Here is a 24,898-nt window from a genome sequence, read left to right on the forward strand (position 1 = left end):
GACTGATTAAGTGTTTAGCTTATTTCTTGTCGTCTTTAACTTCTTCAAACTCAGCATCAACTGCGTCGTCTTGCTTTTGACCAGCGGTCGCGTCTTCAGCACCTTCTGCTGCGCCTGCGTCTGCTTGCTCGTATAGTTTCTGAGCCAATGAGCCAGATGCTTGAGTCAACGCATTAGTTTTCTCTTCGATCTGATCTTTGTCGTTAGACTCTAGCGCTGCTTCAAGATCGGCAATCGCTGTTTCGATTGCTTGTTTCTCTTCTTCAGTCGCTTTGTCACCGGCATCAGTCAGTGTCTTACGAGTCGCGTGGATCATGCCGTCCGCAGTGTTACGAGCTTGTACAAGCTCTTCAAACTTACGGTCTTCTTCAGCATTCGCTTCCGCGTCTTGTACCATTTGCTCGACTTCTTCATCGCTTAGGCCAGAAGAGGCTTTGATCACGATAGATTGCTCTTTGCCAGTCGCTTTATCTTTCGCAGAAACGCTCAAGATACCGTTGGCATCGATGTCGAAGCTTACTTCGATTTGTGGCACACCACGTGGTGCTGGCGGAATGTCTGCCAAGTCGAAACGACCTAGTGACTTGTTCTGCGCCGCTTGCTTACGCTCACCTTGTAGGGCGTGGATCGTTACCGCGCTCTGGTTGTCTTCTGCTGTAGAGAATACTTGCGACTTCTTAGTTGGGATAGTCGTGTTTTTCTCGATCAGCGGTGTCATCACACCACCCATTGTTTCGATACCTAGAGACAATGGTGTTACGTCTAGTAGAAGAACGTCTTTTACGTCGCCTGCTAGTACCGCACCTTGGATAGAAGCACCGATCGCAACCGCTTCGTCTGGGTTCACATCTTTACGAGGTGACTTGCCGAAGAATTCAGTTACTTTGTCTTGTACTAGTGGCATACGCGTCTGACCACCTACCAAGATAACTTCGTCTATGTCAGAAGCAGATACGTCTGCATCTTTCAGTGCTTGGCGGCAAGGCTCTAGAGACTTAGCCACTAGGTCTTCTACCAATGACTCAAGCTTAGAGCGAGTCAGTTTAACGTTAAGGTGTTTAGGACCCGACGCGTCAGCAGTGATGTACGGAAGGTTAACTTCTGTCTGTGAAGAAGAAGACAACTCAACTTTGGCTTTTTCACCCGCTTCTTTTAGACGCTGTAGCGCTAGTGGATCGTTGTGTAGATCGATGCCAGTCTCTTTCTTGAACTCTGCAGCCAAGAATTCGATAACGCGCATGTCAAAGTCTTCACCACCTAGGAAGGTGTCACCGTTAGTAGACAGTACTTCGAATTGCTTCTCGCCATCTACGTCTGCGATTTCGATGATAGAGATATCGAATGTACCACCACCCAAGTCGTATACCGCAACTGTAGAGTCACCTGTTGCTTTGTCTAGACCGTAAGCTAGTGCCGCAGCCGTTGGCTCGTTGATGATACGTTTTACTTCAAGACCAGCGATTTTACCTGCGTCTTTAGTTGCTTGACGCTGTGAGTCGTTGAAGTAAGCCGGTACGGTGATAACCGCTTCAGTTACTTTCTCACCTAGGTAGTCTTCCGCTGTCTTCTTCATTTTCTTAAGAACTTCAGCAGAGATTTGTGGTGGCGCTTTCTTGTCGCCTTTCACTTCTACCCATGCGTCGCCATTGTCCGCTTCAAGGATTTTGTATGGCACCATAGAGATGTCTTTTTGTACGACATCATCTTTAAAGCGACGACCGATCAAACGTTTAACCGCAAACAACGTGTTAGTTGGGTTCGTCACCGCTTGGCGTTTCGCTGATTGACCGACCAGTGTCTCACCATCTTCGGTGAATGCCACGATAGATGGGGTGGTGCGATCGCCTTCTGCGTTTTCAATTACGCGAGATTTGTCACCGTCTAGGACAGCAACACAAGAGTTGGTTGTACCTAAGTCAATACCAATGATTTTGCCCATGGTTTTATCTCCAGTAAAAATTGTATGTTCGTTTCGATAATTCTGTATTTGGGTACTGCGTTTTGTATTTCAAGGGCCCACTGTCAAAAAAATGACAGTTTTTTAGGCCGCGCTTGAAACCACTACCATTGCTGGGCGCAGTAGACGTCCGTTCAGCGTGTAACCTTTCTGTACCACATCCATCACAGTGTTTGGTTCCATGTTTGGATTTGGCACCATCGTCATCGCTTGGTGTAATTCTGGGTTGAATGGTTCGCCCTGTGGATCAACAGCCACCACTTCAAAGCGAGCCAATGTTTCCACTAGATCTTTGTAAGTCAGCTCAACGCCTTCACGCATTGGGTCTTCTTCAGACGCCTCAGTAGAGGTCAACGCGCGCTCTAGGTTGTCTGCCACCGTAATAATCGATTTAGCAAACTTCTCTAGTGCGAATTTATGAGCTTTCTCTACGTCTAGTTCAGCGCGACGGCGAATGTTTTGCGCATCGGCTTGAGCACGTAAAGCGGCTTCTTTGTATTGAGCAGCTTCTTCTTGCGCTTTGGCCAATTCGTCAGAAGTTTCTTCTTCTACCATACCTTCAAGGACTTCCTCGGCGATGGCAGCATCGGCTTCGTTTAGCAATTCTTCTTGCTCGACTTCTTGCTGTGCTTTATTCGTTTGATCACTCATTTCTATCTCCAAATAACAGAAAATAACCTGTCTGTGAGCGATATATGGGGACACCTTTTAGCCTTTCAACACCCTAATCCACAGAAAATGTGCGCAAATATTTTCTTTTGCCTACACTTGTCAAAAAACAAACAAATACTGTATAAAGACACAGATAAAGTACTGTATAAATAACCATGCTTTTATTTTTTGTCAGGAGCGCGTCATGCTAACCAGTATCGCTATTTCAAATTTTGCCATCGTCGAAAGCCTCGAACTTGAACTCAAGCACGGCATGACCGCCATCTCAGGAGAAACCGGTGCCGGTAAATCCATCATGGTTGATGCCCTGTCCCTGTGTTTGGGTGGTCGCACCGATGCCGGTGTTGTGCGCCATGGCGAAAAAAAAGCCGACATCAGCGCCACCTTTGAAATCAGCGCTTATCCAGCGGTACAAGAATGGCTCGAAGAGCGTGATCTAGAAAACGATCACCTGTGCATTTTACGCCGCGTCATCAGCAAAGAAGGCCGCTCTAAAGCCTACATCAACGGTCGCCCTTGCACTTTGGCCGATCTTAAAGAAGCTGGTAGCTTCCTAGTCGACATTCATGGTCAGCATGAACACCAGTCTCTAATGAAACGCAGCGCCCAGCGCCAACAGCTCGACGAATACGGTCAACTGACCGACCTCACTCGCCAAGTACGCGAAGAGTACAACGGCTGGCGCAAACTCAAAGAAGAACTGCACGCCAAGCAAAACCGCTCCGCAGAACTTGATGCCCGCATTCAGCTGCTATCTTACCAAGCCGAAGAGCTGGCCACGCTAGATCTGCGCGCCGGTGAACTGGAAGAGCTAGAAAACGAACAAGCGTTTTTATCTAACATCGCTGATGCGCAATATAAGGCCTACAGTGCTAGCGCCACCTTACGCGACAGCGACGAAGGCAACGTCTGCTCGCTATTACATCAAGCCATTCAACAAGCAGGCAACATTCACCCTGCCACTAAAGAGCTTGAAAGCGCGCTTGAGATGATGCACCAAGCCTTGATCCAAGCCGAAGAAGCGGCGGCCAGCTTAAGCCACTACCAAGACACGCTGGAACAAAATCCAGAGCGCCTACAAGACGTTGAACAACGTTTAAGCGATATTTACGATACAGCCCGCAAACACAAAGTATTGCCCGAAGGCCTGATTAGCTTACGCGAAGAAGTCGAGGCCGAACTTGATGGTCTAGCCGGTGGCGAAGAAAGTTTAGAGGCCCTAAAGCTTAAAGAAGAGCAGGCTTACCAACAGCTTACCACTAGCGCCACCCTACTGACCGAGAAACGCACTCAAGCCAAAGAAGAACTGGCTCAGCGTGTCGAAGAGCAAATCCATGGTCTTGGCATGCCCCATGCTCGCTTCTACATCCACTGTGAACCCTTGGAACAAATCAGTGCCCATGGCTATGAAGAGATTGAATACATGATTGCCTCAAACCCAGGGCAACCAGCGCAGCCATTGCGCAAAGTGGCCTCAGGCGGTGAGCTATCGCGTATCAGTTTGGGCATTCAAGTAGTCACAGCACATACCTCAGTCATCCCGACACTAGTATTTGACGAAGTCGATGTCGGCATCAGTGGCGGCACCGCCGAAGTAGTAGGACGCATGCTGCGCTCGGTTGGTAATCGAGGCCAAGTCTTCTGTGTCACTCACTTAGCGCAAGTAGCAGCACAAGGCCATCAACATTTCCGCGTCAGCAAAGAAGTGTTGAACGATGCAACCATTTCAAAAGTGGAAACACTTAAAGAGAAAAATCGCACGCAAGAAATCGCGCGCTTATTAGGAGGGATCGAACTTACCGAACAAACCCTTGCTCACGCGCAAGAGATGCTCGGCAATGTTCAGCTTCAGTAGCCTGGCTACTGAAGCGTTTTAGCTCTTCTTTGGACGTACGTAGATGATCAGGTTGTGATCTTCGATGTCGTAACCATGCGCTTCAGCGATTTCGTGCTGACGCTGCTCAATCACATCATCAACAAACTCAATCACTTTACCCGTTTCTAGACAGATCATGTGATCGTGGTGATCACCTTTGGCCAATTCAAATACCGCCGTGCCCGCCTCAAAGTGATGACGCGCCACAAGACCCGCGCTCTCAAATTGCGTTAGCACACGGTAAACCGTCGCCAGACCCACATCTTCGCCTTGATCCAACAAAGTACGGTACACATCGTCCGCACTCATATGATGATCGCCAGCGTTCTCTAGAATTTGTAAAATTTTCACACGCGGAAGCGTTACTTTAAGGCCCGCTTTCTTTAGTTCTTGATTTTCACTGCTCATGAGTCATTCTCTATTTCGATCTCGTTAATAATTACTTTATCATTGACCTAACCAATTAAGGAAAAGACCAATGAAGAAAACGATTCTCTTACTGACCACACTTATTACCTTAAGCGGGTGCAGCCTGCTGCCAGAGCCTTATAAACCGCCCGTTGTGCAAGGTAACGTCATTAAAACAGAACAGGTACAACAACTCCAACTTGGGATGACCGAATCTCAGGTCATGTATGTACTGGGTACCCCAATGGTGCAAAACACTGTTCAACCAAACCTGTGGCATTACCTATTTACCAGTCGTTACACCAATAAAGACAGCATCGTCAGTGAAGTTAAGCACCTGACGCTGACGTTTGACAACGGCCGCTTACAAAACATCCAACAGAGATAACGTTTTCTTTATTTCTCTGTTTTAGCCGCACGGTTGGCCCGAGCTTGTTTCGGGTCAACCTTCAGCTCACGGTAAATCTCCACACGCTCACCAGCACGCAGCACATGCTCTTCTGGCTTGCGGATCGCCTTACCAAAAATCCCTAACTTAGGCGCCGTCAAATCCAGCTCTGGAAAAAACGCATCGATATTCGACATGCGTACAGCTTCCATCGCGGTACAACCCTCGGCCACATCTAAGGCAACAATTTTTTGCTTCTCGGGCAGCGCGTAGGCTACCTCCACACGGATTTTATCCATAGACAACCTTCGCTCGTTCACTAAAGGCTTCAACCATCGCATTGGCAACCTGTCCAAACACGCCACCAAAGGCAAATTTCAACATACCGCTTAGCTCAAAGTCGATGCTTAACGCTATTTTACACGTTGTTTCGGACAAAGGCTCGAACGTCCACACACCATGCAGGCGTTTAAACGGACCTTCGACCAATTTCATCTCCACACGCGACGGCTCGGTCAAAACATTGCGCGTGGTAAACGACTGACGCACTGGGCCTTTGCCCACATCAAGCGTCGCGACGATTTCATTATCGGTGCGCTTAAGCGTACGCGCGCCCAAACAACCGGGGAGAAACTCTGGGTATTGCTCAAAGTCATTAACCAAGTCAAACATCTGCTTTTGACTGTAATTTACGTGAGCAAACTTCTGAATATGGCTCAAACTAAACTCCTATCCATCCCGCCAGCGTAATCAAAATGGCTGCCGGAATGCTGACGTATTTCAATGTAGTGTACCACCAACGGAAATGGTTCACGTTTTTGGCAATCATCTCGTTTTTCAGAATGGGCTCAGGCACCACCCACGCCACCAAAATCGACAACGCAATCGCCGCAATCGGTAGCAAAATCAACGAGGTCAGATTGTCCAGCAATTCAAAGGTGTTAAGACCAAACAAAATCTTGGCATTCCAATGGCTAAACGACAGCACAATGGCAATACCGATAAACCAGATTGCCGAGCCTAGAATAAAGGCCGCCTTCAGACGACCGATGTAAAAGCGCTCATGCATCCAAGAGACAAACAGCTCCATCATCGAGATCGCCGACGTCAACGCCGCCACGGCCAACAAGACAAAAAACACCAAGCCAAACACCTGACCACCCGGTAACAAACCAAAAATGATCGGCAATGACACAAATGGCAAACTTGGCCCCGAATCCACCGCCACACCAAACTGGAAAGTCAGCGGAAAAATAATCAAAGCGGCCAACACGGAGACCAATAAGTCTAACCCAACGACAATCGTGCACGCTTTTGCAATCGACATACGCTTGCTCATATACGCACCATAGGAAAACATCGCTCCTAGGCCCACACCCAAGCTAAACAACGCATGACCGATGGCCGACAACGCCACCTCAAAGGTCACATCCTCCCAGCGCAGCTGCGTAATAAAGCCCAACGCCGCACCACTCTCACCGGTCGCCAATGCATACACCGACAACAGCACCAACATAGTAATCAATGCCGGCAACAAGATACGCACCACACTCGATAAACCACGCGTCACCGCTTGCCCAACCGTTAGAATCACTAGCGCCATAAACAGCGTGTGCCAAAAAATCATCTCTACCGGTGAAGATAGAAACGTCTGAAACAGCACTTCAGATTCAATTTTGTCCAAACCCTCTAACACGCCCGTCACCGAACGCTGGGCGTAAGCAAACGCCCAACCAGCGATAACACTGTAAAAGGTCAGAATCAAAATACCAGTGATACCCGCCAAATACGGCACCGCGACCCAGTATTTTGGAACCACTTTGCGCTCGGCCAAATCATTGACCGTATCCACAGGGTTAGAGCGCACCGTGCGCCCCAGCGCCACTTCGGCCATCAGCATCGGCAAGCCCACGCCCACCAAGCACAAGCAATAGATCAGTAAAAATGCACCGCCACCATTGGAGCCCAACATGTAAGGGAACTTCCAGATGTTGCCCAAGCCGATAGCGGACCCCGCCGCGGCAAAAATAAAAATCCAAGGGCTAGACCAAATGCCTTGTAAACAGCGACTCTCGGGCATACATTAAGCTCTCAAGTTGTGTATAGCGATTGTTGAAGTCTTGCAGAACAACAGCCTGCACCGAATTTACTTAAATACTCAAAGTTCTAAATTTTCTTACATTAAAGCGCATAGCTCAAGAAAAGCATGGGCTTTTCAATTTATCGACCGTATAATTTCTATCTATGAGTAAAGCAAAGAAAAAATCAAACAGCTCTGGCACGATCGCTCTCAACAAGCGCGCGCGCCACGATTACTTCGTCGACCAGAAGTTTGAAGCGGGTTTAGAGCTATCTGGCTGGGAAGTCAAAAGTCTACGCGAAGGCAAAGCGCAGCTTGTGGATAGTTACGTCATTATCCACCAGAACGAAGCCTACCTGATCGGCGCACGCATCACGCCACTACTAAGTGCCTCGACACACGTAGTGTGTGAACCTGTGCGCATGCGTAAACTGCTGCTTCACCGCCGTGAGATTGATCGCATCATTCAGGTAACCGAGCAAAAAGGTAAAACCTGTGCGGCCATGGCTCTTTACTGGAAAGGCAACAAGATCAAATGTGAAGTCGCGTTGGTTACGGGTAAAAAAGACCACGACAAACGTGACACCGCAAAAGAACGCGATTGGGCCCGCGATAAAGAACGCCTAATGAAGCAAAAAGTCTAGTTTCCACACTGTGGAAACTAAGCGCCTCTCTAGCTAATCGTTAAAGTATTCGCTAGAATGGCCACAACTTCGGGGATGACTTGGTTTCGACGCCGGTTACAAAACCTGAGGTGCATGTCGAGAGTGATACGTGATCTCGTAAATCCACATGTATCATCTATATAGTCGCAAACGACGAAAACTACGCTCTAGCAGCTTAATAACCTGCTAGTGTGCTGCCCCTAGGTTGCTTGTAGCCCAGGATTCCGCAGTATCATAAATTACAAGATGCTATCCGATGCCCTGCCTGGGGATAAGGATCTAAGATCAAACAGGCTCGCCGACTACACCCTGTCCTTCGGGCGGTAGTTGGTCAAACAATAGAATGGACTAAACATGTAGATCCGATGGCAGAGGACTGGCGGACGGGGGTTCGAATCCCCCCATCTCCACCAGACGTCTAAAAAAGGCCGCTTAGCAATAAGCGGCCTTTTTTGTGCCTGCAAAAAATAATCGAAATGCGTATCTGTACAAATTGCAACCAGCACCAAACCCTCCTACAATAGTAATAACATTGTTATTACACTCTCGGTGACACGCTATGCACACCACACTACGTAAAATAGGCAACTCAAAGGGCATTATTATTCCCGCACATATTATCGAAGCGCTACATATCGATAACGACGTCGATATGTTTATCGAAAATGGTGCTTTGGTACTCAAGCCCACTCAGCAACCTCGTCAAGGCTGGTTTGAAAACTATGACGCGAATAAAGACGATGAACCACTGGCTGAGATGACAGACTTAGAATCCGAACAAGAGGATTGGGAATGGTAAAACGTGGCGAGGTCTATTGGGTCGAGCTTGACCCAACTGTGGGCAGCGAGATCCGCAAAACTCGCCCGTGCTTGGTCATTTCACCAGACGATATGAATCGTGCCCTCCCTAGAGTGATCGTTGCTCCGATCACCTCAAAAGGCCAACCGCTTGGTTGCCGCCCTGACATCGTCTTAGATGGTAAACCCGGTCGCATCTTACTCGACCAGATTCGTACTGTGGATAAAAAGCGCCTTAAATCACAGCTTGGTACCCTTCCATTAGAGCAATGGCACGATACACTGTTGCAGATGCTGGCTTAAGTGGTTAATAAACTTTCGCGAGTCACTTCATAATGAACGGCGGCAACATACTTACCCTGCAAAAAATACTCGGTCACACAGATATAAAAATGACTATGCGCTATGCACACCTAGCGCCAGATTATTTAGAAGAAGCCACGAGATTAAATCCACTATCATCATTAATACAAGGAAAGTCATGAGTCTCTATAAGTATTATCAACCAGAGTCGGTAGGCTTCATCTTAACAAAGAACGGTGTCAGCGTTAGGCTCTCGCAACCAGAGTTACTTAATGATCCATTCGAAGGAAAACCGGCTCATTCTCATTTCTTTCTAGAAAGAGATGTCTATGAAGTTTTAGATAATTTCATTTCTGAAGATGCCGCCGAAGTTACTGATGAAGAACTATATCTAATTAAAGAAATACCTAAATTTTATCAAAAACAAAAGCATACCAACTGGGCAGTGAATAATACATTCGGAATATCCAGCTTTAGTAAAAATGAAAAATCAAACCCCATGTGGGCCTATTACTCAAAAGACCACACCGGATTTTTAATAGAGTTTGAAGATTTCAATACAATGAAACCATACTTCCATCATGCTGGACATGGCATATCTGTAAAGTACACAGCTAATAGATACGACCAGAAAGAACATAAAGAATCTTGGCTGAAGTACATAGTTAACTCAATGATAAGAAAAGATTCCGCTTGGACTCACGAAAGAGAGTTTAGAGTCATCTCTCACCTTGAAGGTGCGCAATACGATCAAGTTGATGATATGGGGTTTCCCATCTATTCAATTGAGATTCCGAAAAAACATATTAAAAGAATCATTTTGGGTTATCGATCAAGCAAATCTTTAGCAAGAAAAGTAATGCTTTGGAAGTTTAAAACTTCTCCTGAAACCCTAGTAGAAAAAGCAACTCTTAATGATGAAAAGTTTTTATTAGACTATGAGCCATTCTACCCTCACGCGTAAACAATTTGACACACATCCGACACACAATAGACCTAAAATCACCACAAAATACTGTACAAACATAAATATTAAAATGCCATAAAAATCAATAACTTACTGTATTTCCCAGCCTTTTAGACAGGGTTATAATCCCCCATCTTCACCAGACGTCTAAAAAAGGCTGCTTAGCAATAAGCGGCCTTTTTTGTGCCTGTCTATCAACCTCAATTCGCCTCCTTCACGCCCACTTCCCTGATATCTGTAACCTTTTGTCCTATTTCTTGTTTTATACTGAGGTAAGCTTGTGCGTAGATCGAGCAGTTGAGTGGACGCGATAAGAAAGGTTGAGGTGGCCATATGTTTCAAGAGTTAGCATTGGGTGGTTTGTTGTTTAGCCCGTTGGTGTTGTTTGCTCTGTTGGCGTTTGGCTTGTCTTGGCTGACGCGTCTGGCGCTGTATAAAACAGGTCTTTATCTAAAGATTTGGCGTGTGGCGTGGTTTGAGGTGGGCTTGTATGTCTGCTATCTCGCGCTGGTGGTTTTTTGGCTTGGGAGTTAATACCGATATGAAACATTCCTTACGCATCGGCTTGACCGTGGCGGTGGTACTGCTGGCGATTTTGGCAGGTTACTGGGTCTGGCAACATTATTTGTATTCTCCTTGGACCCGTGATGGCCGTGTGCGGGCGCACGTGATCACCATTGCACCGGATGTATCGGGGTGGGTCACTAAGCTTCATGTGCGTGATAACGAAGAAGTACGTAAAGGCGAGGTGATTTTAACCATTGATGATGCGCGGGCCCGTACCCAGGTGGCGCAATTAGAAGCGCAAGTAGAGAGTAATCGCTACGCCCTCGAGTTAGCCCAACATCAATACGAACGTCGCCAAAAATTGAGCCAGCAAGGCCAGTTGGTGTCCGACGAAACCACTGAAAGCGCACGTATTGAGGTGCAACGTGCTCGCGCCGCATTAAAGTTAAGCCAAGCCGAACTGCAAGCAGCCGAGCTTGATGTAGAACGCTCGGTGGTACGCGCCCCAGAAGATGGCTATATCGTTAATCTTAACCTGCGTGAAGGCAACTATGTCAGCCAAGGCAATGCCGTATTGTCGCTGGTACAAAAAGGCTCGCTCTATGTCACCGGCTATTTTGAAGAAACCAAACTGCCACGCATTCACGAAGGCCAGGCAGCTAAGATCACTTTAATGAGTGGCGGACACACGCTAACGGGCACAGTCTCAAGTATCGGGAAAGCCATTGCCGATGCCAATACCACAGGCAACAGCCAATTACTGCCGCAGGTACAACAAACGTTTAACTGGGTACGTTTGGCACAGCGCATTCCAGTGGATATCACACTCGATCCCGTTGATGACGTACATTTAAGCGCTGGCATGACAGTATCAATCCGCTTAGAAAGCGACGAGTAAACCGCCCATGCAGGCGCTGCTTAACAGTTTTTTTAGCCCAAGCCGTGCGGCGCTGCAGTTTGCCATCAAAGGCATCTTGGCCATGGCACTGGCGCTGTATGTGGCGATGTTTTTTAACCTTGATCGCCCTTATTGGGCGCTGATCGGCGCGATCTTTTTACAGATCCGCCCCGAAAGTGGTTTGGTGATCGAAAAAGGCATCTATCAAATCCTCGGTACTCTGATCGGCGGTACCGTGGGCGTAATCTTGCTAGAAAACTTTTCGGGCGAGCCCATTATAGCGATGGCCTGTCTTGCGCTTTGGTTAGGCGTTAACTCAGGCTTATCGGCACTGGTGCGTCGCGTCAATCTGATCTACGCCTTTGCTATGGCCGGTATGACTGCAAGCTTGGTAGTGCTGTTAGTCATGGTGCAGCCTGCTCAAGCCAGCAGCGCCAGTATCTTTGATATTGCCCAAGCTCGTGTCAGTGAAATCATTGTCGGCGTGGTGTGTGCCGCATTGGTCAGTACTTTAATTTGGCCAGTAAAAGTCAGCACAGGATTACGCACCAGCGCTCGCGACACCATTAACCAGACGCTTGCTTATCTAGCCCTTGAACTCGATCCTAAAGGCTCCCACGAAGAGCGCCACCAAGCCATCGATAGCATTCTTGAGTCGCTCTCAGTGGTCAACGATGATTCTACCGCGGTACGTTTTGAAGGACCGCTTGGGCCGGGACGCAGCCGTGCTTCGAATCTGTTAACCAATAAAATCTTGTCTCTGTTGGCCTTGGTGCAAATTTTTGGTCGCTTGCGACGCAAACACCCTGAGCTGATTTCTACGCGCTTAGGCGAGATGATCGATGATATGTATCAAAGCTTTGGTGACATCGCCAGCGCCACTACCTTTCAAGACAGCCACGCGCTTGCGCAAGCATTGCGCCGCCGCCAAAGCCAGTACGTTAGTCAAGCCAACGATGAGTCGCCGTTATGCTTACGTTTATTTAAAGTCGCCCAAGAGTTGACCGCCGATCTGGTGGTGATTTTGAAAAGTTACGATGCCTTAAGCAGCGAACATCAGCCGCGCCTTAATGCACCACGCATCAAACCCCACCACGACCCATTAGTGGGACTCACAACCGGGCTTCGCAGTGCGGTGATGTTTGTCGTCGGGGCGACACTTTGGCTCGGCACCGGCTCCAGCGCCGTGTTGATGATTATGATTTTACCAGTGGTGTTCTCGATCATGATGGCGCGCTTGCCAATGCCGATTTTGACGGTGGTACTGCGGCGTATTTTAGTCGGCGTGGTCATCGCTGTGATCTTGGCCGTGTTTTATGCATTGCCTCTGTTGGCACAAAGTACCGGCGATTTTGAGCTGCTGGTGCTCATTTTGGCAGGACCGTATTTTGTTGGTTTGCTGTGCATTGCCAATCGCCCGACTTTGCCTTACGGCTTGGGTATCGCCATTCCGTTTACCATCTTTGTCATGCCAGGGCCCGATATGAGCCGCGCCTTTCAGATCGATTCGACCATGAGTAATGCACTGGCGATCTTCGTCGGTATCACAGTGCTGTACTGGCTGTTTAAACTGATTACTGGGCCAAGCCTTGAGTTGATGATGCGCCGCCTAATACGTAACACCCGTCAAGATTTATTGGCGCTCCCCCATCGACGCCAGCCTGATCTTTGGTTCAATGCACGCATGGGCGATCGCCTATTGCGCGTAGCAACCTATGAAAAAGGCATGACCAGTACCCGTAATGTCATCGACTTGGCGCTCACGGGGCTAAATCTAGGCCACGTCTCGCTACGTTTACATAGCATGATTCGCACACGCTATGGCAGTGCAATGGACGCAGAGCTGGATCAGTTACAAGCAGCCCTAGCAGAGGGCTTCTATAAAAGCTTTGAGGGGCACACTACATCGGTGTTTGAACAAGCCGCTGAGCGCTTTTTAACTCAGCTCCCCAAAGATGGCTTGAGTGCCGAAGAAGTGGAATTAATTCGCGGCAGTTTCGAGCGTTTATCGATGTCGCTAGATCGCTCACGTAATATGATCGCCGCTAACCAATCGTCTAACACCATTAGTTAAGTTTAATGCTGTTGCATTTTGGTGCATTATACCCATATTACTCATGTGGTTTTTGAAGCATTCGCTTTACTTCATTATTAAGGACGATAGAAATGACCTACAAAGTAACGCCATCCGATTTGAACTCAACACTCTACTCTTACACTTGGTCTCGCGATGCTGGCGATGGCCCTCAACGTGACGGCCGTGATCGTACCAAGCTGGATAAGGACGAAGGTTACGAAGTGCTGCATATGATTCAGCGTGTCTACGATTACTATGCGTGGGAAGTCTCGCGCAAAGTCGCTCAAGTAGAAGATCACCTGCATTCGCACGCCTTAGCCGATGATCAAGATTCCGAGACGATTTATCAAAAGCTAATCCAGTTCACTTATAACTAATTCACTTCTTAGACTGTGGCGTGATAAGACGTGGCTGCGCAATGATGATGCGTGGCATTCGCGCCTTCGGTCTGATGTTTGCTTAGATCCTTGGCCGTTTTGTTTATATTTTTCAGCAAAACAATGAATTAGCCACGTCAGATCACATTTCTCCTAGAATTTTTTACTCTTAAAACAGTGCCCTACACGCTGTTTTTGTCACGCTTTTGCACAAAATATTCTTGTGCTGACAGTAAATCGTCTTGATATAACACTCCTGTCTAAAAAACATACTCTCTAGAACAAATCATTATCATCCAGCCGTTTCAGTGGCGCGTATGCATCTATACTGAAAGTTATTAGCGATGTTTCAACACATGCTGTGACGTTTAAAAATTAGAACTACTCATAAGCAAATCAGCGAGGAGGATTCCATGATTAATCATGTTTGGGGACTGTTACACCATCCAGATAAAGAGTGGCGTGAGATCAATAAGGAGCACGAATCGGTGAGTCATATGTATGCCCACCATGTGCTGATCCTCGCCGCGATTCCGGTGGTGAGTAGCTTCATTGGTACCACTCAAGTCGGTTGGACGCTCAATGGTGAGGAAGGTGTAAAACTCAGTCTAGGAACGGCCTTTGCACTGGGGATTGTGTTTTATGCCTTGATCTTAGCCGCAGTGGCGGCGGTCGGCTCAGCGATTCACGCTTTGTCACGCCAATATTCACACCGCCCTAGTCGCTCAGAGAGTATCGTCTTCGCGGGCTATATTGCCACACCGATGTTTTTAAGTGGCCTTTTTGCTATCTATCCAGTTGCCTGGTTGTGTGTGCTCGCCGTCTGTATCGGCTTAGTGTATTCAGGCTATTTGCTTTATAAAGGCACGCCACGCTTCCTAGGTATTAGTCATAAAGAAGGCTTTATCTTATCGACAGGTACCTTGGGTATTGGGGTGTTGGTGCTGGAGTTTTTGCTAGCCGTGGTTGTGTTGCTATGGAGCATGGGCTCTGACCACAGTCCATTGTGGGCATTCTTTGGCTAATAGTACGGCTATTTAAGTTACTAAGCATTGCATAGGTTCGGGCCAAGCGTCTTTAGATGCTTGGCCCTTTTTAGTTTGATTACCGCTTGTAACAAACTTTGTACACACAAGAGTTCCAATATCGATTAGTCTGGATATCCGTATCCATATTATTAATGGATTGCCTCTTCATGCTGGAAGCGAGTGACTTTATGTTTTTTACGCAACACAAAAATCGCATTACTGAACTTGAGCAAACATTAGAGCAAGAGCGCGCTCAATATCAGCAGCGTATCGCTGCGCTAGAAGCCGAACTGCACGCCACTCAGACTCAGTTAGAAGAGACCAAGCCGTCACAAGAGCATTGCGCAGATTTACTCAGCTACCAGCTTAGAGGTGGTCAGATGCTTGGCTCTATTAGACAAGGTTTGGCTGACAGCGCCGAAGCCCTGATTCATGAGCGACAAAACTTGGCGCAGGTCGACACCTTATTCAGCGATACTCGCTCAGCACTGTCTCGCTTAAACGAACGCGCCACCCTGATCAATGAAGAAGCCAGCTCCAGTATGGAGGCCGCCAACGTATTGGATAAAACGGCAAGCGGGATCAGTCAGTTGGTGTCGAGCATCCAAGAAATATCAGATCAAACCAATTTATTAGCACTCAACGCTGCCATCGAAGCGGCGCGTGCCGGAGAGGCAGGCCGAGGGTTTGCAGTGGTAGCCGATGAAGTACGTAACTTGGCTAGCAAAACCCATTCTGCCAGTGAACAGGTCGAAGACCTAGTGCGTAAGGTGCTCGACCAAACCCATCAAATCAAATCTATGGTCGATAAGAACCAAACCAGCGCCTTAGATGTGGCTTCTTCTTCAAGTCAGATCGACAGTATTGTGGGCACTGTTATCAATACTTCTGAGAGCATGCAAAATGTCATCGAGCTGGCGGCTACCCAATCATTTCTGGATACAGTGAAGCTTGATCACGCGGTGTGGAAAAACCAAGTCTATACCAAGATTGAACAGCAGGACTTTCGAGAAGTCGTGAATGCCCATACTGAGTGCCGTTTAGGCAAATGGTATTACGAAGGCCAAGGTCATAAACACTATCAATCATTGCATAATTTCCGTGCGATTGAAGCGCCCCACAAAGCCGTACATGATGCGGGACGTGCCGCTGTAGCAGCGGCAGAACAAGGACAGATGCAACAAATGCTTAGCCAGCTAGACAAAATGGAAAGCGCCAGCTTACAAGTGGTTGTTTCGATTGAAGCTTTGATGGAAGAAATTAAACATCGCTGAACTTCGTAACGACTGTAAAGTCTACTGTATGCGCCGGATTCTCTCCGGCGCTTTGCTGTCTGTCGTTCAAGACATTAATTTTGTTACTTTTTATAGCGCGATTTTTAAAGAAAATATTGAGTTATCACGTTATCCTTACAAACTAAATACACTTTATTTCTGCCACACAGAGTGATGTGGTGACAATATTGAATGGAAGGTGATCTATGGGATTGAGTGCTTTCGCCCCTAACAAGACGATTGTTCATGCTACGAAGGAGCGCATCCGTTGAATACTCTATTGTGCATACCTCTGTTGGTGCTGCTTGGAACCATCGTTCCGCTCTGCAGTATGCGTTATAGCCGCACGGCCTGTGCGTTTCTGACTGCCGCCCTACCGGCGCTAGCCTTATTCTTAATTCTGGACTTGGCCCCAGCGGTCATCGCCGGAGAACGGTTTAATGTAGCCGTTGACTGGGTGCCCGCTATCGACCTGTCATTGGCGTTTCGCTTAGACGGCTTGGCCTTATTGTTTAGCTTTTTGATCTTAGGCATTGGCTTACTGGTCATTCTCTATGCCCGCTATTATCTCTCAAAAGAAGACAACATTGGCAAATTCTACTCCTATCTGATCCTGTTTATGTTTGCCATGCTTGGCGTGGTGATGTCAGATAACTTGATTCAGCTGTGGGTATTTTGGGAGCTGACCAGTATTAGTTCGTTCTTGCTGATCAGTTTTTGGGGTCATAAGAGCGAGGCGCGTAAAGGCGCTCGTATGGCGCTTACGATCACAGGTGCCGGTGGTTTATTCTTGTTGGCCGGCTTATTAATGCTGGGCGATGTCGTTGGCAGCTACAGCTTGCAGACGGTCTTAGACAGCGGCGATTTAATCCGAGCGCACAGTAGCTACCCTATCATCGTGGTGCTAGTGCTAGTGGGTGCCTTTACCAAGTCAGCACAGTTCCCATTCCACTTCTGGCTCCCTAATGCTATGGCCGCACCGACGCCAGTAAGTGCGTACTTACACTCTGCAACCATGGTAAAAGCCGGTATCTTTTTGATGGCGCGCTTTTACCCTGCGTTAGCGGGTACCGATCTGTGGTTCTTAATCGTCAGCATGACGGGCCTGGCGACTTTCTTGTTGGGTGGCTACTTGGCACTGTTCCAACACGACTTAAAAGGCTTGTTGGCAAACTCAACCATCAGTCACTTAGGCTTGATCACCTTGCTGCTCGGTATGGGCTCAGACCTTGCTCTGGTCGCAGCGGTATTCCACATTATTAACCATGCAACCTTCAAAGCGTCACTGTTTATGGCGGCGGGGATTATCGATCACGAGTCCGGCTCACGCGATATGCGCCAGTTAAACGGTTTATGGAAGTACATGCCTTACACCGCCACGCTTGCCATGGTGGCGTCGATGGCGATGGCCGGTGTGCCATTACTGAACGGTTTCTTATCCAAAGAAATGTTCTTCAATGAAACCCTGCATCAAGATTCCCTTGGCTCTTTGTCTTGGATGGTGCCCGTGATGGCTACGCTTGGTGGTGTGCTGTCAGTGGCTTACTCGCTACGCTTTATTCACGATGTGTTTTTCAACGGTGAGCCGATCAACTTACCCAAAACGCCTCATGAGCCGCCGCGTTACATGCGCGTACCAGTAGAGATTTTGGTGGCCTTATGTTTGATCGTAGGTATCTTCCCAAGCTTCATCGTCGGCGATCTGTTGCAAAGTGCTTCTTTCTCAGCATTAAACGGTCCGGTACCGGAGTACAGTCTGGCAATCTGGCATGGCTTTAACTTACCACTACTGATGAGTGCGATCGCGTTGGTCGGTGGTTTGATGGTGTACTACAACCGTCGTCATTTATTTAAGTTCCAAGCGCAGTTCCCAGCTAAAGATCCAAAGGTCATTTTTGAGCGCGGCATTCAGCAACTGGTTGCTAAATCGGCAAGCTTTATCAATTTCTTTGAAAACGGCTCGCTGCAGCGCTACGTCTACTTTGTTATGTCGCTGACGATTGTGGTCAGTGCTTACCCATTGCTGGATTTGGATGCGACGGCTGGTCGTCGCCCTGAGATTCCGGTGGATGCGCTATCGATTACCGGTGCGGTACTGCTGACTTTAGGCTCGCTAGGTACAGTGATTTGGCACCGCCGTCGAATGGTGGCGCTGCTGACCTTATCGGTCGTCGGTTTGATTGTAACGTTAGCTTTTGCACGCTTCTCAGCACCTGACTTGGCTCTGACGCAATTGTCAGTAGAAGTGGTAACGGTCATTTTGTTGATGTTGGCGTTGTTCTTCTTGCCACAAAAAACCCCTAAAGAATCGAGCCCGCGCCGCGTGGTTCGTGACTTAGGTATCTCGGCCATGATCGGCGGTATTGTTGGTACGGTGATCTACGCCATGATGACACGACCGCTGGATACGATTTCGGATTTCTTCCTTGAAAACAGTAAAACCGGTGGCGGTGGTACCAACGTGGTCAACGTAATTCTGGTCGACTTCCGTGGTTTTGATACCTTGGGAGAAATTACCGTACTCGGTATCGCGGCCTTGGGTATCTTTAAGCTGATTTCACGTATGCGTTTGTACATGCCATCGGGCAACGAACAAGGTCGTGCTTGGTCAGAGGATCGACATCCATTAATGCTGTCTGTCGTGTCACAGAGTTTGCTGCCATTGGCACTGCTGGTGTCGGCTTACATCTTCTTGCGTGGCCACAATATGCCAGGTGGTGGCTTCATCGCTGGCCTGATCACTTCAGTAGCGATTATCCAGCAGTACGTGGCACACGGTGTTGATTGGATTAAAGAGCGCTTGAAGCTTGATTACCAAATCATGATTGGCTCGGGGATTGGCATCGCAGCTCTTACCGGCTTAGGTAGCTGGGCTTTCGGCCATCCATTCTTAACCTCATGGTTTGATTATTTCTCCTTACCAGTAATCGGTAAGTTTGAGCTGGCCAGTGCCATGATCTTTGACTTGGGCGTGTACCTAACCGTTGTGGGTGCGACCATGTTGATCCTAGCTAACCTAGGACAGCTAACGACCAGTGAGCGCGCGACATTTGAGGAGGATGCATAATGGAAGGTATTTATGCTTTTTGTGTAGGGCTAATGACCGCGTGCGGTATTTTCTTAACACTGCGGGGGCGCACGTTCTCAGTAGTGGTTGGTCTGACACTACTGTCTTATGCAGTAAACTTGTTTCTATTTGCCAGTGGCCGTTTGCGCTTGGATGCAGCGGCGGTATTGGGCGAGTCAGAAAACTACGGTGACCCATTGCCTCAGGCATTGGTTTTGACCGCGATCGTAATCGGTTTTGCGATGACAGCATTTGCCGTTATTTTGGCGATGCGTGCTCGCGCTGATTTGGGTAATGACCATGTGGACGGGCGTATTCCACAAACCAAAGAGTCCGCTCGTCAGAAGTCTGGAGGTCAGCGCTAAATGCAACACTTATCGATTCTGCCGATTTTATTACCGTTGTTTACCGGCGCACTGCTGCTGTTACCACCTCTTTCTGGCACTTTAAAACGCCAGCGTGTGTTCACTCTGTTGTCGATGTTGGCTCAGGTGGTCGCGGCATTTATGTTGTTGGCGCAAGTCTACAACGAAGGGGTCAACCAATATATTTTGGGCGATTGGCGTCCGCCATTTGGTATTGTGCTGGTAGCCGATCCATTGTCGACTGTAATGGTAGCTCTGACGACCTTCCTAGGCTTTGGTGCACTCAGCTACGCCACGGGCTCTCATGATCGTGCCGGCAGTTACTTTTACCCACTGTTTATGTTCCAAGTCATGGGTATCAACGGTGCCTTTCTAACTGGCGATGCATTCAACCTATTCGTATTCTTCGAGGTACTGTTGATCGCATCTTACGCTTTGTTGGTACATGGCGGCGGTAAGCAAAAGACGCAAGCAACGGTACACTATGTAGTCTTAAACCTTGCTGGCTCAAGTATCTTCTTGTTTGGCTTGGGTATCCTTTACGGTACCCTTGGTACGCTAAATATTGCCGATATGGCGCAAAAAGTCGGTCAGCTAGACGAAACGGTTGCCATCATTACGAAGATCGGTGCCTTGATGCTGTTAGTGGTGTTTGGTCTAAAGTCAGCCATGCTGCCACTGCACTTCTGGCTACCAAAGACTTACTCCAGTGCCAGTGCGCCTGTGGCTGCCATCTTTGCAGTCATGACTAAGGTCGGTATTTACAGCATCCTGCGTATTCACGGGGTAGTGTTTGGTGACGACGCGGGTGAGCTCGCCAATGTGGCACAAGCGTGGCTTTGGCCGCTAGCCTTAATGACGATTACGATTGGTACGATCGGCGCCCTCGCCAGCCCAAGCTTAAAACTGCTGACCGCAAACTTAGTCATCTTATCGGCGGGTACGCTGATGGTGTGTGCGGCGTTACAAAACGAAGCCGCCACCAGTGCAGCGCTGTACTACATGGTACACAGTACGTTAGTTGCAGGTGGCATGTTCTTGTTAGCGGATGCCATCGGTCGTCAACGTGGCAAAGCAGAAGATCGCTTTGTGGTAGCCAAACGCATGGATACGCCCATCTTTTTGGGGATATTCTTCGCCGTATCGGCTGTGGCAGTGATCGGTATGCCACCGTTCTCAGGCTTTATCGGTAAAGTGATGGTGCTACAAGCGGTCGAAACAGCAACTGAGCAAATGTGGGTGTGGCCCGTTATTCTGCTGAGCAGTCTAGGTGCCTTGATTGCTCTATCTCGTGCTGGTACGACTTTGTTTTGGCGTCATTCATCAACTAAACAAACAGAAGACAGCCCCAAAATACACTTTGGTGAATGGCTCGGTATTGTCTTGCTGTTATCAGCCTCACCATTACTGGCAATGTTTGCTGGCCCATTCTCAGAAATGACGGTCGAGGCGGCTCGTTTCTTACATGATCCAGCGCTGTCTGTGGAAGCGTTACTAACCAGCCCACTGGCTGATGGAGGTCTTTAATGTCATTTTTCCCTATGCCATTTCATAGCCTCTTACTGTTTGTTGTTTGGCTGTTATTGAATAACTCGGCAAGCCCTGGACAGATTGTGCTGGCGACGTTTTTCGCGATTTCGATCCCATTGCTGGTCAATGGCATGCGCGGCGAGCAACCTAAGCTGAAAAAACCTTGGCTAGCGTTTCGCTATCTGCTGTTGGTGATTTACGATATTTTGGTGGCGAACATCCAGGTCGCAGCACTCGTGCTTGGCTCAACTAAGAAACTACGTCCTGGCTTTGTGGCCATTCCGATTGACCTATCAACCGATGTTGGCATCACTCTGCTTGCCAGTACGGTGTCTCTAACACCCGGTACCGTGAGCACTGAGGTGTCTGAAGATAAGCAATGGCTCTACGTGCACGCGCTGCACCTAGAAAGCGAGCAGGAACTTATCGATGAAATCAAACAGCGCTACGAGCGCCCTATTAAGGAGATTTTAGGATGCTAAGCTGGGCGTTATTTTTCGTCACCATCTGTATTTGTATCGCCTTGTTTTTGAACCTTTGGCGACTCTTGGTCGGACCACATATCTCCGATCGAATTCTCGCGCTAGACACCATGTACATCAATGCGATCGCATTGATCATGCTGTATGGCATGTACATGGGCACAAGTTTGTACTTTGAGGCTGCCTTACTGATCGCCATGCTTGGTTTTGTCAGTACGTCCGCTTTATGTAAGTACTTACTACGTGGCGACATCATCGAATAGGAGTGGCGAGTATGTCTATTTATATTGAAGTATTAATTAGCGTCTTCCTGCTCATTGGCGGTGTATTTCTACTGATTGGCTCTATTGGCTTGGCGCGCTTACCGGATATCTTTACCCGTTTGCATGGTCCAACAAAGGCAACCACTTTAGGGATTACTGGTATTTTGCTGTCTTCGATGCTGTACCAATCTTTCAACCAAGGCACTTTATCGGTGGCTGAGCTTTTGATCACACTGTTCTTGCTCATCACAGCGCCTGTAGCGGCTAATATGGTAGCCAAGTCTGCCCTTCACCGTGAAAATCCTCCCCTGCCTCGCACGACAGGTCAGGACCTTATCCCTAAAGCTCGCGAACGCAAGCCAGCGGATGCGGTAGAAGAAGACGCGTAATCATTAGTTCTGCACAAAAAAGGGCGCCTTATCGGCGCCCTTTTTATTGGTCATCTCTGCAGTCTATACAGAGCTACCTAACACAAGCTGTGCTAGAGCCACAGATGCGACATAACCGATGGCATAGACAATTAGTAAAACAGCACTGTAACGTGCGTAAGAGCCAAATGTGAGCCCCTCTACCTTGCTCATGGCAACGATACCGGCCGCCGAGCCAATTACTAATAACGAGCCGCCCACACCAACGGCATAAGTGAGTCCAAGCCACTCGGCTTCTGTCATCACAATCCCCGCTTTTAACAGCGCGGCAGTCAGCGGTACGTTATCGATTACCGAAGATAAAACGCCCATTAGGAAGTTAGCCATCGAAGGTGGTAAGACTTCGTACATACGTACGATCGAATCCAACACCTCAATTTCTTTCAGCATGCCAACGAGTAATAAGATGCCTAAGAAAAACAGCAAGGTTTCAAACTCGATGACCCGAATGTATTCCATGATGGACTGCTCTTCCTCTTCATCATCATTGAAGAAGCGCGCGATTAAAAACATTGTCGCCATACCCATCAAAAACATTAACACCGGCGGAATACCGAACAGCACATTCGCAACGATAGTACTAATAATGGTACTTAAAAAAGCCACCGCAATTAGAATATCGACGGTGCGTACTTCACTTTTCTTGATGTTGATGTCTACCGTATCAGACATACCACGGCTCAATAGAACCGCCAACATCATTACCGCGATAAACGACGGCAGCGACAACATCAATAAATCTAAAATATCGACCTTACCGTCCAAGAAAATCATCAGCGTAGTGACATCACCCGTGATTAAAGAAACACCGCCAGAGTTGACAGCAAAGACCACCAGCGTGGCAAAGCGGATGGTTTTCTTGGTCGATAAGTTAAGCGATAAGATCAGCGTGACAGACACAAGTGTGGCAGTGATATTGTCCGCCAAGGAAGAGAACACAAAGCAAAAGATAGCCGTCAAAAATAACAGCGAGCGCTCAGTGATATGTTTAGGCATAAACAAATGAATCACATTTTCTATCATGCCCTTTTTATTGAGGTAAGCCACGAACGTCATCGCAGCCACGAGGAATAACCAAAGACTGGCAATCTCCCCCACATTTTCTTCAAAGCCGCGCGCAATCGCCTCCGACTCCTCAGACGAACCACTATGAAACACGTACAATAAAAACCATGAAAAAGTTCCCAGGAACAACGTCACCTTGGCTTTATTAACGTGAATCACGTCCTCTAAAACAACCCCAAGCAAAGCGATCACCGCTAAACTTATGAGCACAACTTGCAGTATTTCTGGCATAACCAGCCCCTCGATTGGTAAATGTAAAAGCTAAAAATCTGATAGCAGAATTTTATACCTCTTTACACAGAGGGCATACCAACCGAGTCAGTGTTTTTGAAATTTAATTACATAAACACTATTCACTGGTTTAATAATGATCACCACAGTGGCGCAAATGCTAAAACTCAAGTCGCTTAATTACAAATGAGAGATATTTCACTTACTTAAGCTACATAAGCTTATCAATTTGGTAAGTACCAGTACTACTGCTGATAACCGCCCTCATTGTTTTGCTGTTGGCGTGGCACTTTCACTGACCAAAGGTCCACCAGCAAACGTCCTGTAGAGCCGATCAACATGAGAAACGAGCCTCCAATAAACAACGCGATACGGGCCGCCTTGTATTCCTCCAGCATAGGTAAAAACAACAGTGAGCCACACAGAAACATGATGTTACCGATCAGTCCCAGCGATAAATGAATCCACCCATACTTGTTCACGATTAACTTTAATGTTGCCTTAAAACCCATCACGCCCTCCTTCGCATTGCGGTTACTTCAAACAGCTATTAAGGCTAACGAACTTAAGGCAAATCACCAGCGCCCAGTTGTAACAATCAAACTGATTACATGATTGCTACAACAAAGGCCTAACAACGCAGGGATTATGAGCAGGAAGCTTTATACGAAGGGAGTCTTGTCCGTGACAGGCGGCGCTAGCCGCCTTGTTTAAGCCAAGCAAGCGTTGCTTGCGATCGCGCGTGGAACGCCCTCGTACAGGACCCGAAGGCTAGAAGGAAACTTTCGTTTAGGAAGAACTCTGTACGAAGGGGCTATTGCCCGTGACTGGCGGCGCTAGCCGCCTTGTTTAAGCCCAGCAAGCGTTGCTTGCGATCGCGCGTGAAACGCCCTCGTACAAGAAAAGAAACTTTCATCGAGGCGTCATAACCCTTTTGCAGCGCCCATTTCATATTGGCGCGTGGTGCCGATATGTGGCGCGCAAAAGGCGTTATGACGCCGACTTTTACTGATAGACGGTATCGCGGCCTATTTTCGCCAGACGTAAAAAAGCCCTGACCGCATCAGCGATCAGGGCTTCTTAATTAAAAGCTTGACGACGACCTACTCTCACATGGGATCTCCCACACTACCATCGGCGATGGCGCCTTTCACTTCTGAGTTCGGGATGGGATCAGGTGGTTCAACGCCTC

The 24,898-nt window shown here is 48.0% G+C and carries 26 protein-coding genes, 1 rRNA gene, 1 other RNA gene and 1 pseudogene; 20 read left to right on the forward strand and 9 right to left on the reverse strand.

The window, feature by feature from the left end; translation table 11 throughout:
* Positions 1-19: 19 nt before the first annotated feature.
* Both dnaK and grpE read right to left on the reverse strand, forming a co-directional pair.
* On the reverse strand, positions 20-1,939 hold the full coding sequence (gene dnaK, locus JQX58_RS14070) for a molecular chaperone DnaK (RefSeq protein WP_204147485.1): 1,920 nt from the start codon (positions 1,937-1,939) through the stop codon (positions 20-22).
* A gap of 102 nt (positions 1,940-2,041) precedes the next feature.
* Positions 2,042-2,608 carry a nucleotide exchange factor GrpE gene (gene grpE / locus JQX58_RS14075; RefSeq protein ID WP_204147486.1) on the reverse strand — a complete coding sequence of 189 codons (567 nt, stop codon included), beginning with the start codon at positions 2,606-2,608 and terminating at the stop codon, positions 2,042-2,044.
* A gap of 205 nt (positions 2,609-2,813) precedes the next feature.
* Here grpE and recN point away from each other — a divergent pair, with 205 nt between their 5' ends.
* Complete coding sequence (recN, locus tag JQX58_RS14080) at positions 2,814-4,484, forward strand: DNA repair protein RecN (RefSeq protein ID WP_204147487.1); 1,671 nt, start codon at positions 2,814-2,816, stop codon at positions 4,482-4,484.
* Between the two features lie 18 nt (positions 4,485-4,502).
* Here recN and fur read toward each other — a convergent pair whose 3' ends face one another.
* Positions 4,503-4,913 carry a ferric iron uptake transcriptional regulator gene (fur, locus tag JQX58_RS14085; RefSeq protein WP_204147488.1) on the reverse strand — a complete coding sequence of 137 codons (411 nt, stop codon included), beginning with the start codon at positions 4,911-4,913 and terminating at the stop codon, positions 4,503-4,505.
* 70 nt (positions 4,914-4,983) lie between these two features.
* Between fur and JQX58_RS14090 the strand changes: the two genes are divergently transcribed.
* Positions 4,984-5,301 (forward strand): outer membrane protein assembly factor BamE, encoded by a 318-nt coding sequence (locus JQX58_RS14090; RefSeq protein ID WP_204147489.1) that lies wholly within the window; start codon positions 4,984-4,986, stop codon positions 5,299-5,301.
* Between the two features lie 8 nt (positions 5,302-5,309).
* Here the strand turns inward: JQX58_RS14090 and JQX58_RS14095 are convergent, their stop codons facing one another.
* From JQX58_RS14095 to JQX58_RS14105, 3 genes are read right to left on the reverse strand one after another with little or no spacing between them, the layout of a single operon-like run.
* Complete coding sequence (locus tag JQX58_RS14095) at positions 5,310-5,600, reverse strand: RnfH family protein (RefSeq protein ID WP_204147490.1); 291 nt, start codon at positions 5,598-5,600, stop codon at positions 5,310-5,312.
* Positions 5,593-6,021 (reverse strand): type II toxin-antitoxin system RatA family toxin, encoded by a 429-nt coding sequence (locus JQX58_RS14100; protein ID WP_204147491.1) that lies wholly within the window; start codon positions 6,019-6,021, stop codon positions 5,593-5,595. Before JQX58_RS14100 ends, JQX58_RS14095 begins: the two co-directional genes overlap by 8 nt.
* Before the next feature lies 1 nt (position 6,022).
* Positions 6,023-7,381 carry a sodium-dependent transporter gene (locus JQX58_RS14105; RefSeq protein WP_204147492.1) on the reverse strand — a complete coding sequence of 453 codons (1,359 nt, stop codon included), beginning with the start codon at positions 7,379-7,381 and terminating at the stop codon, positions 6,023-6,025.
* A 164-nt stretch (positions 7,382-7,545) separates the two neighbouring features.
* Between JQX58_RS14105 and smpB the strand changes: the two genes are divergently transcribed.
* The 18 genes and pseudogenes from smpB to JQX58_RS14195 all read left to right on the forward strand — a co-directional run bounded on the left by smpB (position 7,546) and on the right by JQX58_RS14195 (position 22,371).
* Entirely contained in the window at positions 7,546-8,025 is a 480-nt protein-coding gene (gene smpB / locus JQX58_RS14110; protein WP_204147493.1) for an SsrA-binding protein SmpB, read from the forward strand.
* Positions 8,026-8,096: 71 nt separating this feature from the next.
* Positions 8,097-8,459, forward strand: a transfer-messenger RNA (tmRNA) gene (ssrA, locus tag JQX58_RS14115).
* Between the two features lie 146 nt (positions 8,460-8,605).
* On the forward strand, positions 8,606-8,845 hold the full coding sequence (locus JQX58_RS14120) for an AbrB/MazE/SpoVT family DNA-binding domain-containing protein (RefSeq protein WP_204147494.1): 240 nt from the start codon (positions 8,606-8,608) through the stop codon (positions 8,843-8,845).
* Complete coding sequence (locus JQX58_RS14125; RefSeq protein WP_204147495.1) at positions 8,839-9,147, forward strand: type II toxin-antitoxin system PemK/MazF family toxin; 309 nt, start codon at positions 8,839-8,841, stop codon at positions 9,145-9,147. The genes JQX58_RS14120 and JQX58_RS14125 overlap by 7 nt, the downstream gene beginning before the upstream one ends.
* An 11-nt stretch (positions 9,148-9,158) precedes the next feature.
* Positions 9,159-9,329, forward strand: a pseudogene (locus JQX58_RS14130) (tyrosine-type recombinase/integrase); the annotation flags it as partial.
* Positions 9,326-10,111, forward strand: a complete 786-nt coding sequence (locus JQX58_RS14135; protein ID WP_204147497.1) for a DUF2971 domain-containing protein — start codon at positions 9,326-9,328, stop codon at positions 10,109-10,111. The pseudogene JQX58_RS14130 and the gene JQX58_RS14135, both read left to right, overlap by 4 nt.
* Before the next feature lie 336 nt (positions 10,112-10,447).
* Entirely contained in the window at positions 10,448-10,648 is a 201-nt protein-coding gene (locus JQX58_RS14140; protein ID WP_204147498.1) for a DUF1656 domain-containing protein, read from the forward strand.
* Positions 10,649-10,655: 7 nt separating this feature from the next.
* Complete coding sequence (locus tag JQX58_RS14145) at positions 10,656-11,519, forward strand: efflux RND transporter periplasmic adaptor subunit (protein WP_204147499.1); 864 nt, start codon at positions 10,656-10,658, stop codon at positions 11,517-11,519.
* 7 nt (positions 11,520-11,526) lie between these two features.
* Positions 11,527-13,593 carry an FUSC family protein gene (locus JQX58_RS14150; RefSeq protein ID WP_204147500.1) on the forward strand — a complete coding sequence of 689 codons (2,067 nt, stop codon included), beginning with the start codon at positions 11,527-11,529 and terminating at the stop codon, positions 13,591-13,593.
* A gap of 92 nt (positions 13,594-13,685) precedes the next feature.
* Positions 13,686-13,973, forward strand: a complete 288-nt coding sequence (locus JQX58_RS14155; RefSeq protein WP_204147501.1) for a hypothetical protein — start codon at positions 13,686-13,688, stop codon at positions 13,971-13,973.
* A 413-nt stretch (positions 13,974-14,386) separates the two neighbouring features.
* Entirely contained in the window at positions 14,387-14,998 is a 612-nt protein-coding gene (locus tag JQX58_RS14160) for a Yip1 family protein (protein WP_204147502.1), read from the forward strand.
* Positions 14,999-15,168: 170 nt separating this feature from the next.
* Positions 15,169-16,275 carry a methyl-accepting chemotaxis protein gene (locus JQX58_RS14165; protein ID WP_239090366.1) on the forward strand — a complete coding sequence of 369 codons (1,107 nt, stop codon included), beginning with the start codon at positions 15,169-15,171 and terminating at the stop codon, positions 16,273-16,275.
* Positions 16,276-16,543: 268 nt separating this feature from the next.
* Positions 16,544-19,342 carry a monovalent cation/H+ antiporter subunit A gene (locus JQX58_RS14170; RefSeq protein ID WP_204147503.1) on the forward strand — a complete coding sequence of 933 codons (2,799 nt, stop codon included), beginning with the start codon at positions 16,544-16,546 and terminating at the stop codon, positions 19,340-19,342.
* A complete protein-coding gene (locus tag JQX58_RS14175) occupies positions 19,342-19,707 on the forward strand; it encodes a Na+/H+ antiporter subunit C (RefSeq protein WP_204147504.1) in 366 nt (121 codons plus the stop codon). The genes JQX58_RS14170 and JQX58_RS14175 overlap by 1 nt, the downstream gene beginning before the upstream one ends.
* The gene (locus JQX58_RS14180; RefSeq protein ID WP_204147505.1) at positions 19,708-21,234 is read left to right on the forward strand and encodes a monovalent cation/H+ antiporter subunit D; all 1,527 of its coding nucleotides are present in this window, start codon (positions 19,708-19,710) and stop codon (positions 21,232-21,234) included.
* A complete protein-coding gene (locus JQX58_RS14185; RefSeq protein WP_204147506.1) occupies positions 21,234-21,719 on the forward strand; it encodes a Na+/H+ antiporter subunit E in 486 nt (161 codons plus the stop codon). The genes JQX58_RS14180 and JQX58_RS14185 overlap by 1 nt, the downstream gene beginning before the upstream one ends.
* Positions 21,713-21,982 (forward strand): K+/H+ antiporter subunit F, encoded by a 270-nt coding sequence (locus JQX58_RS14190; protein WP_204147507.1) that lies wholly within the window; start codon positions 21,713-21,715, stop codon positions 21,980-21,982. Before JQX58_RS14185 ends, JQX58_RS14190 begins: the two co-directional genes overlap by 7 nt.
* 11 nt (positions 21,983-21,993) lie before the next feature.
* Positions 21,994-22,371 (forward strand): Na+/H+ antiporter subunit G, encoded by a 378-nt coding sequence (locus JQX58_RS14195; RefSeq protein ID WP_204147508.1) that lies wholly within the window; start codon positions 21,994-21,996, stop codon positions 22,369-22,371.
* A 63-nt stretch (positions 22,372-22,434) separates the two neighbouring features.
* Here the strand turns inward: JQX58_RS14195 and nhaD are convergent, their stop codons facing one another.
* From nhaD to rrf, 3 genes are all read right to left on the reverse strand, one after another.
* Positions 22,435-23,706, reverse strand: coding sequence for a sodium:proton antiporter NhaD (nhaD, locus tag JQX58_RS14200; RefSeq protein ID WP_204147509.1), 1,272 nt, complete (start codon positions 23,704-23,706; stop codon positions 22,435-22,437).
* 245 nt (positions 23,707-23,951) lie between these two features.
* Positions 23,952-24,218 (reverse strand): YrhK family protein, encoded by a 267-nt coding sequence (locus JQX58_RS14205; protein ID WP_204147510.1) that lies wholly within the window; start codon positions 24,216-24,218, stop codon positions 23,952-23,954.
* A gap of 578 nt (positions 24,219-24,796) precedes the next feature.
* Positions 24,797-24,898: ribosomal RNA gene (rrf, locus tag JQX58_RS14210) — 5S ribosomal RNA — on the reverse strand; the annotation flags it as partial.

Origin of the sequence: Marinomonas ostreistagni, assembly GCF_016888445.1 — a bacterium.
GTDB lineage: Bacteria > Pseudomonadota > Gammaproteobacteria > Pseudomonadales > Marinomonadaceae > Marinomonas > Marinomonas ostreistagni.

Coding starts and splice junctions, on each gene's coding strand:
- dnaK (WP_204147485.1), bottom strand. CDS start 1,939: ATGGGCAAAATCATTGGTATTGACTTAGGTACAACCAACTCTTGTGTT.
- grpE (WP_204147486.1), bottom strand. CDS start 2,608: ATGAGTGATCAAACGAATAAAGCACAGCAAGAAGTCGAGCAAGAAGAA.
- recN (WP_204147487.1), top strand. CDS start 2,814: ATGCTAACCAGTATCGCTATTTCAAATTTTGCCATCGTCGAAAGCCTC.
- fur (WP_204147488.1), bottom strand. CDS start 4,913: ATGAGCAGTGAAAATCAAGAACTAAAGAAAGCGGGCCTTAAAGTAACG.
- JQX58_RS14090 (WP_204147489.1), top strand. CDS start 4,984: ATGAAGAAAACGATTCTCTTACTGACCACACTTATTACCTTAAGCGGG.
- JQX58_RS14095 (WP_204147490.1), bottom strand. CDS start 5,600: ATGGATAAAATCCGTGTGGAGGTAGCCTACGCGCTGCCCGAGAAGCAA.
- JQX58_RS14105 (WP_204147492.1), bottom strand. CDS start 7,381: ATGCCCGAGAGTCGCTGTTTACAAGGCATTTGGTCTAGCCCTTGGATT.
- smpB (WP_204147493.1), top strand. CDS start 7,546: ATGAGTAAAGCAAAGAAAAAATCAAACAGCTCTGGCACGATCGCTCTC.
- JQX58_RS14120 (WP_204147494.1), top strand. CDS start 8,606: ATGCACACCACACTACGTAAAATAGGCAACTCAAAGGGCATTATTATT.
- JQX58_RS14125 (WP_204147495.1), top strand. CDS start 8,839: ATGGTAAAACGTGGCGAGGTCTATTGGGTCGAGCTTGACCCAACTGTG.
- JQX58_RS14135 (WP_204147497.1), top strand. CDS start 9,326: ATGAGTCTCTATAAGTATTATCAACCAGAGTCGGTAGGCTTCATCTTA.
- JQX58_RS14140 (WP_204147498.1), top strand. CDS start 10,448: ATGTTTCAAGAGTTAGCATTGGGTGGTTTGTTGTTTAGCCCGTTGGTG.
- JQX58_RS14145 (WP_204147499.1), top strand. CDS start 10,656: ATGAAACATTCCTTACGCATCGGCTTGACCGTGGCGGTGGTACTGCTG.
- JQX58_RS14150 (WP_204147500.1), top strand. CDS start 11,527: ATGCAGGCGCTGCTTAACAGTTTTTTTAGCCCAAGCCGTGCGGCGCTG.
- JQX58_RS14155 (WP_204147501.1), top strand. CDS start 13,686: ATGACCTACAAAGTAACGCCATCCGATTTGAACTCAACACTCTACTCT.
- JQX58_RS14160 (WP_204147502.1), top strand. CDS start 14,387: ATGATTAATCATGTTTGGGGACTGTTACACCATCCAGATAAAGAGTGG.
- JQX58_RS14165 (WP_239090366.1), top strand. CDS start 15,169: ATGCTGGAAGCGAGTGACTTTATGTTTTTTACGCAACACAAAAATCGC.
- JQX58_RS14175 (WP_204147504.1), top strand. CDS start 19,342: ATGGAAGGTATTTATGCTTTTTGTGTAGGGCTAATGACCGCGTGCGGT.
- JQX58_RS14180 (WP_204147505.1), top strand. CDS start 19,708: ATGCAACACTTATCGATTCTGCCGATTTTATTACCGTTGTTTACCGGC.
- JQX58_RS14185 (WP_204147506.1), top strand. CDS start 21,234: ATGTCATTTTTCCCTATGCCATTTCATAGCCTCTTACTGTTTGTTGTT.
- JQX58_RS14190 (WP_204147507.1), top strand. CDS start 21,713: ATGCTAAGCTGGGCGTTATTTTTCGTCACCATCTGTATTTGTATCGCC.
- JQX58_RS14195 (WP_204147508.1), top strand. CDS start 21,994: ATGTCTATTTATATTGAAGTATTAATTAGCGTCTTCCTGCTCATTGGC.
- nhaD (WP_204147509.1), bottom strand. CDS start 23,706: ATGCCAGAAATACTGCAAGTTGTGCTCATAAGTTTAGCGGTGATCGCT.
- JQX58_RS14205 (WP_204147510.1), bottom strand. CDS start 24,218: ATGGGTTTTAAGGCAACATTAAAGTTAATCGTGAACAAGTATGGGTGG.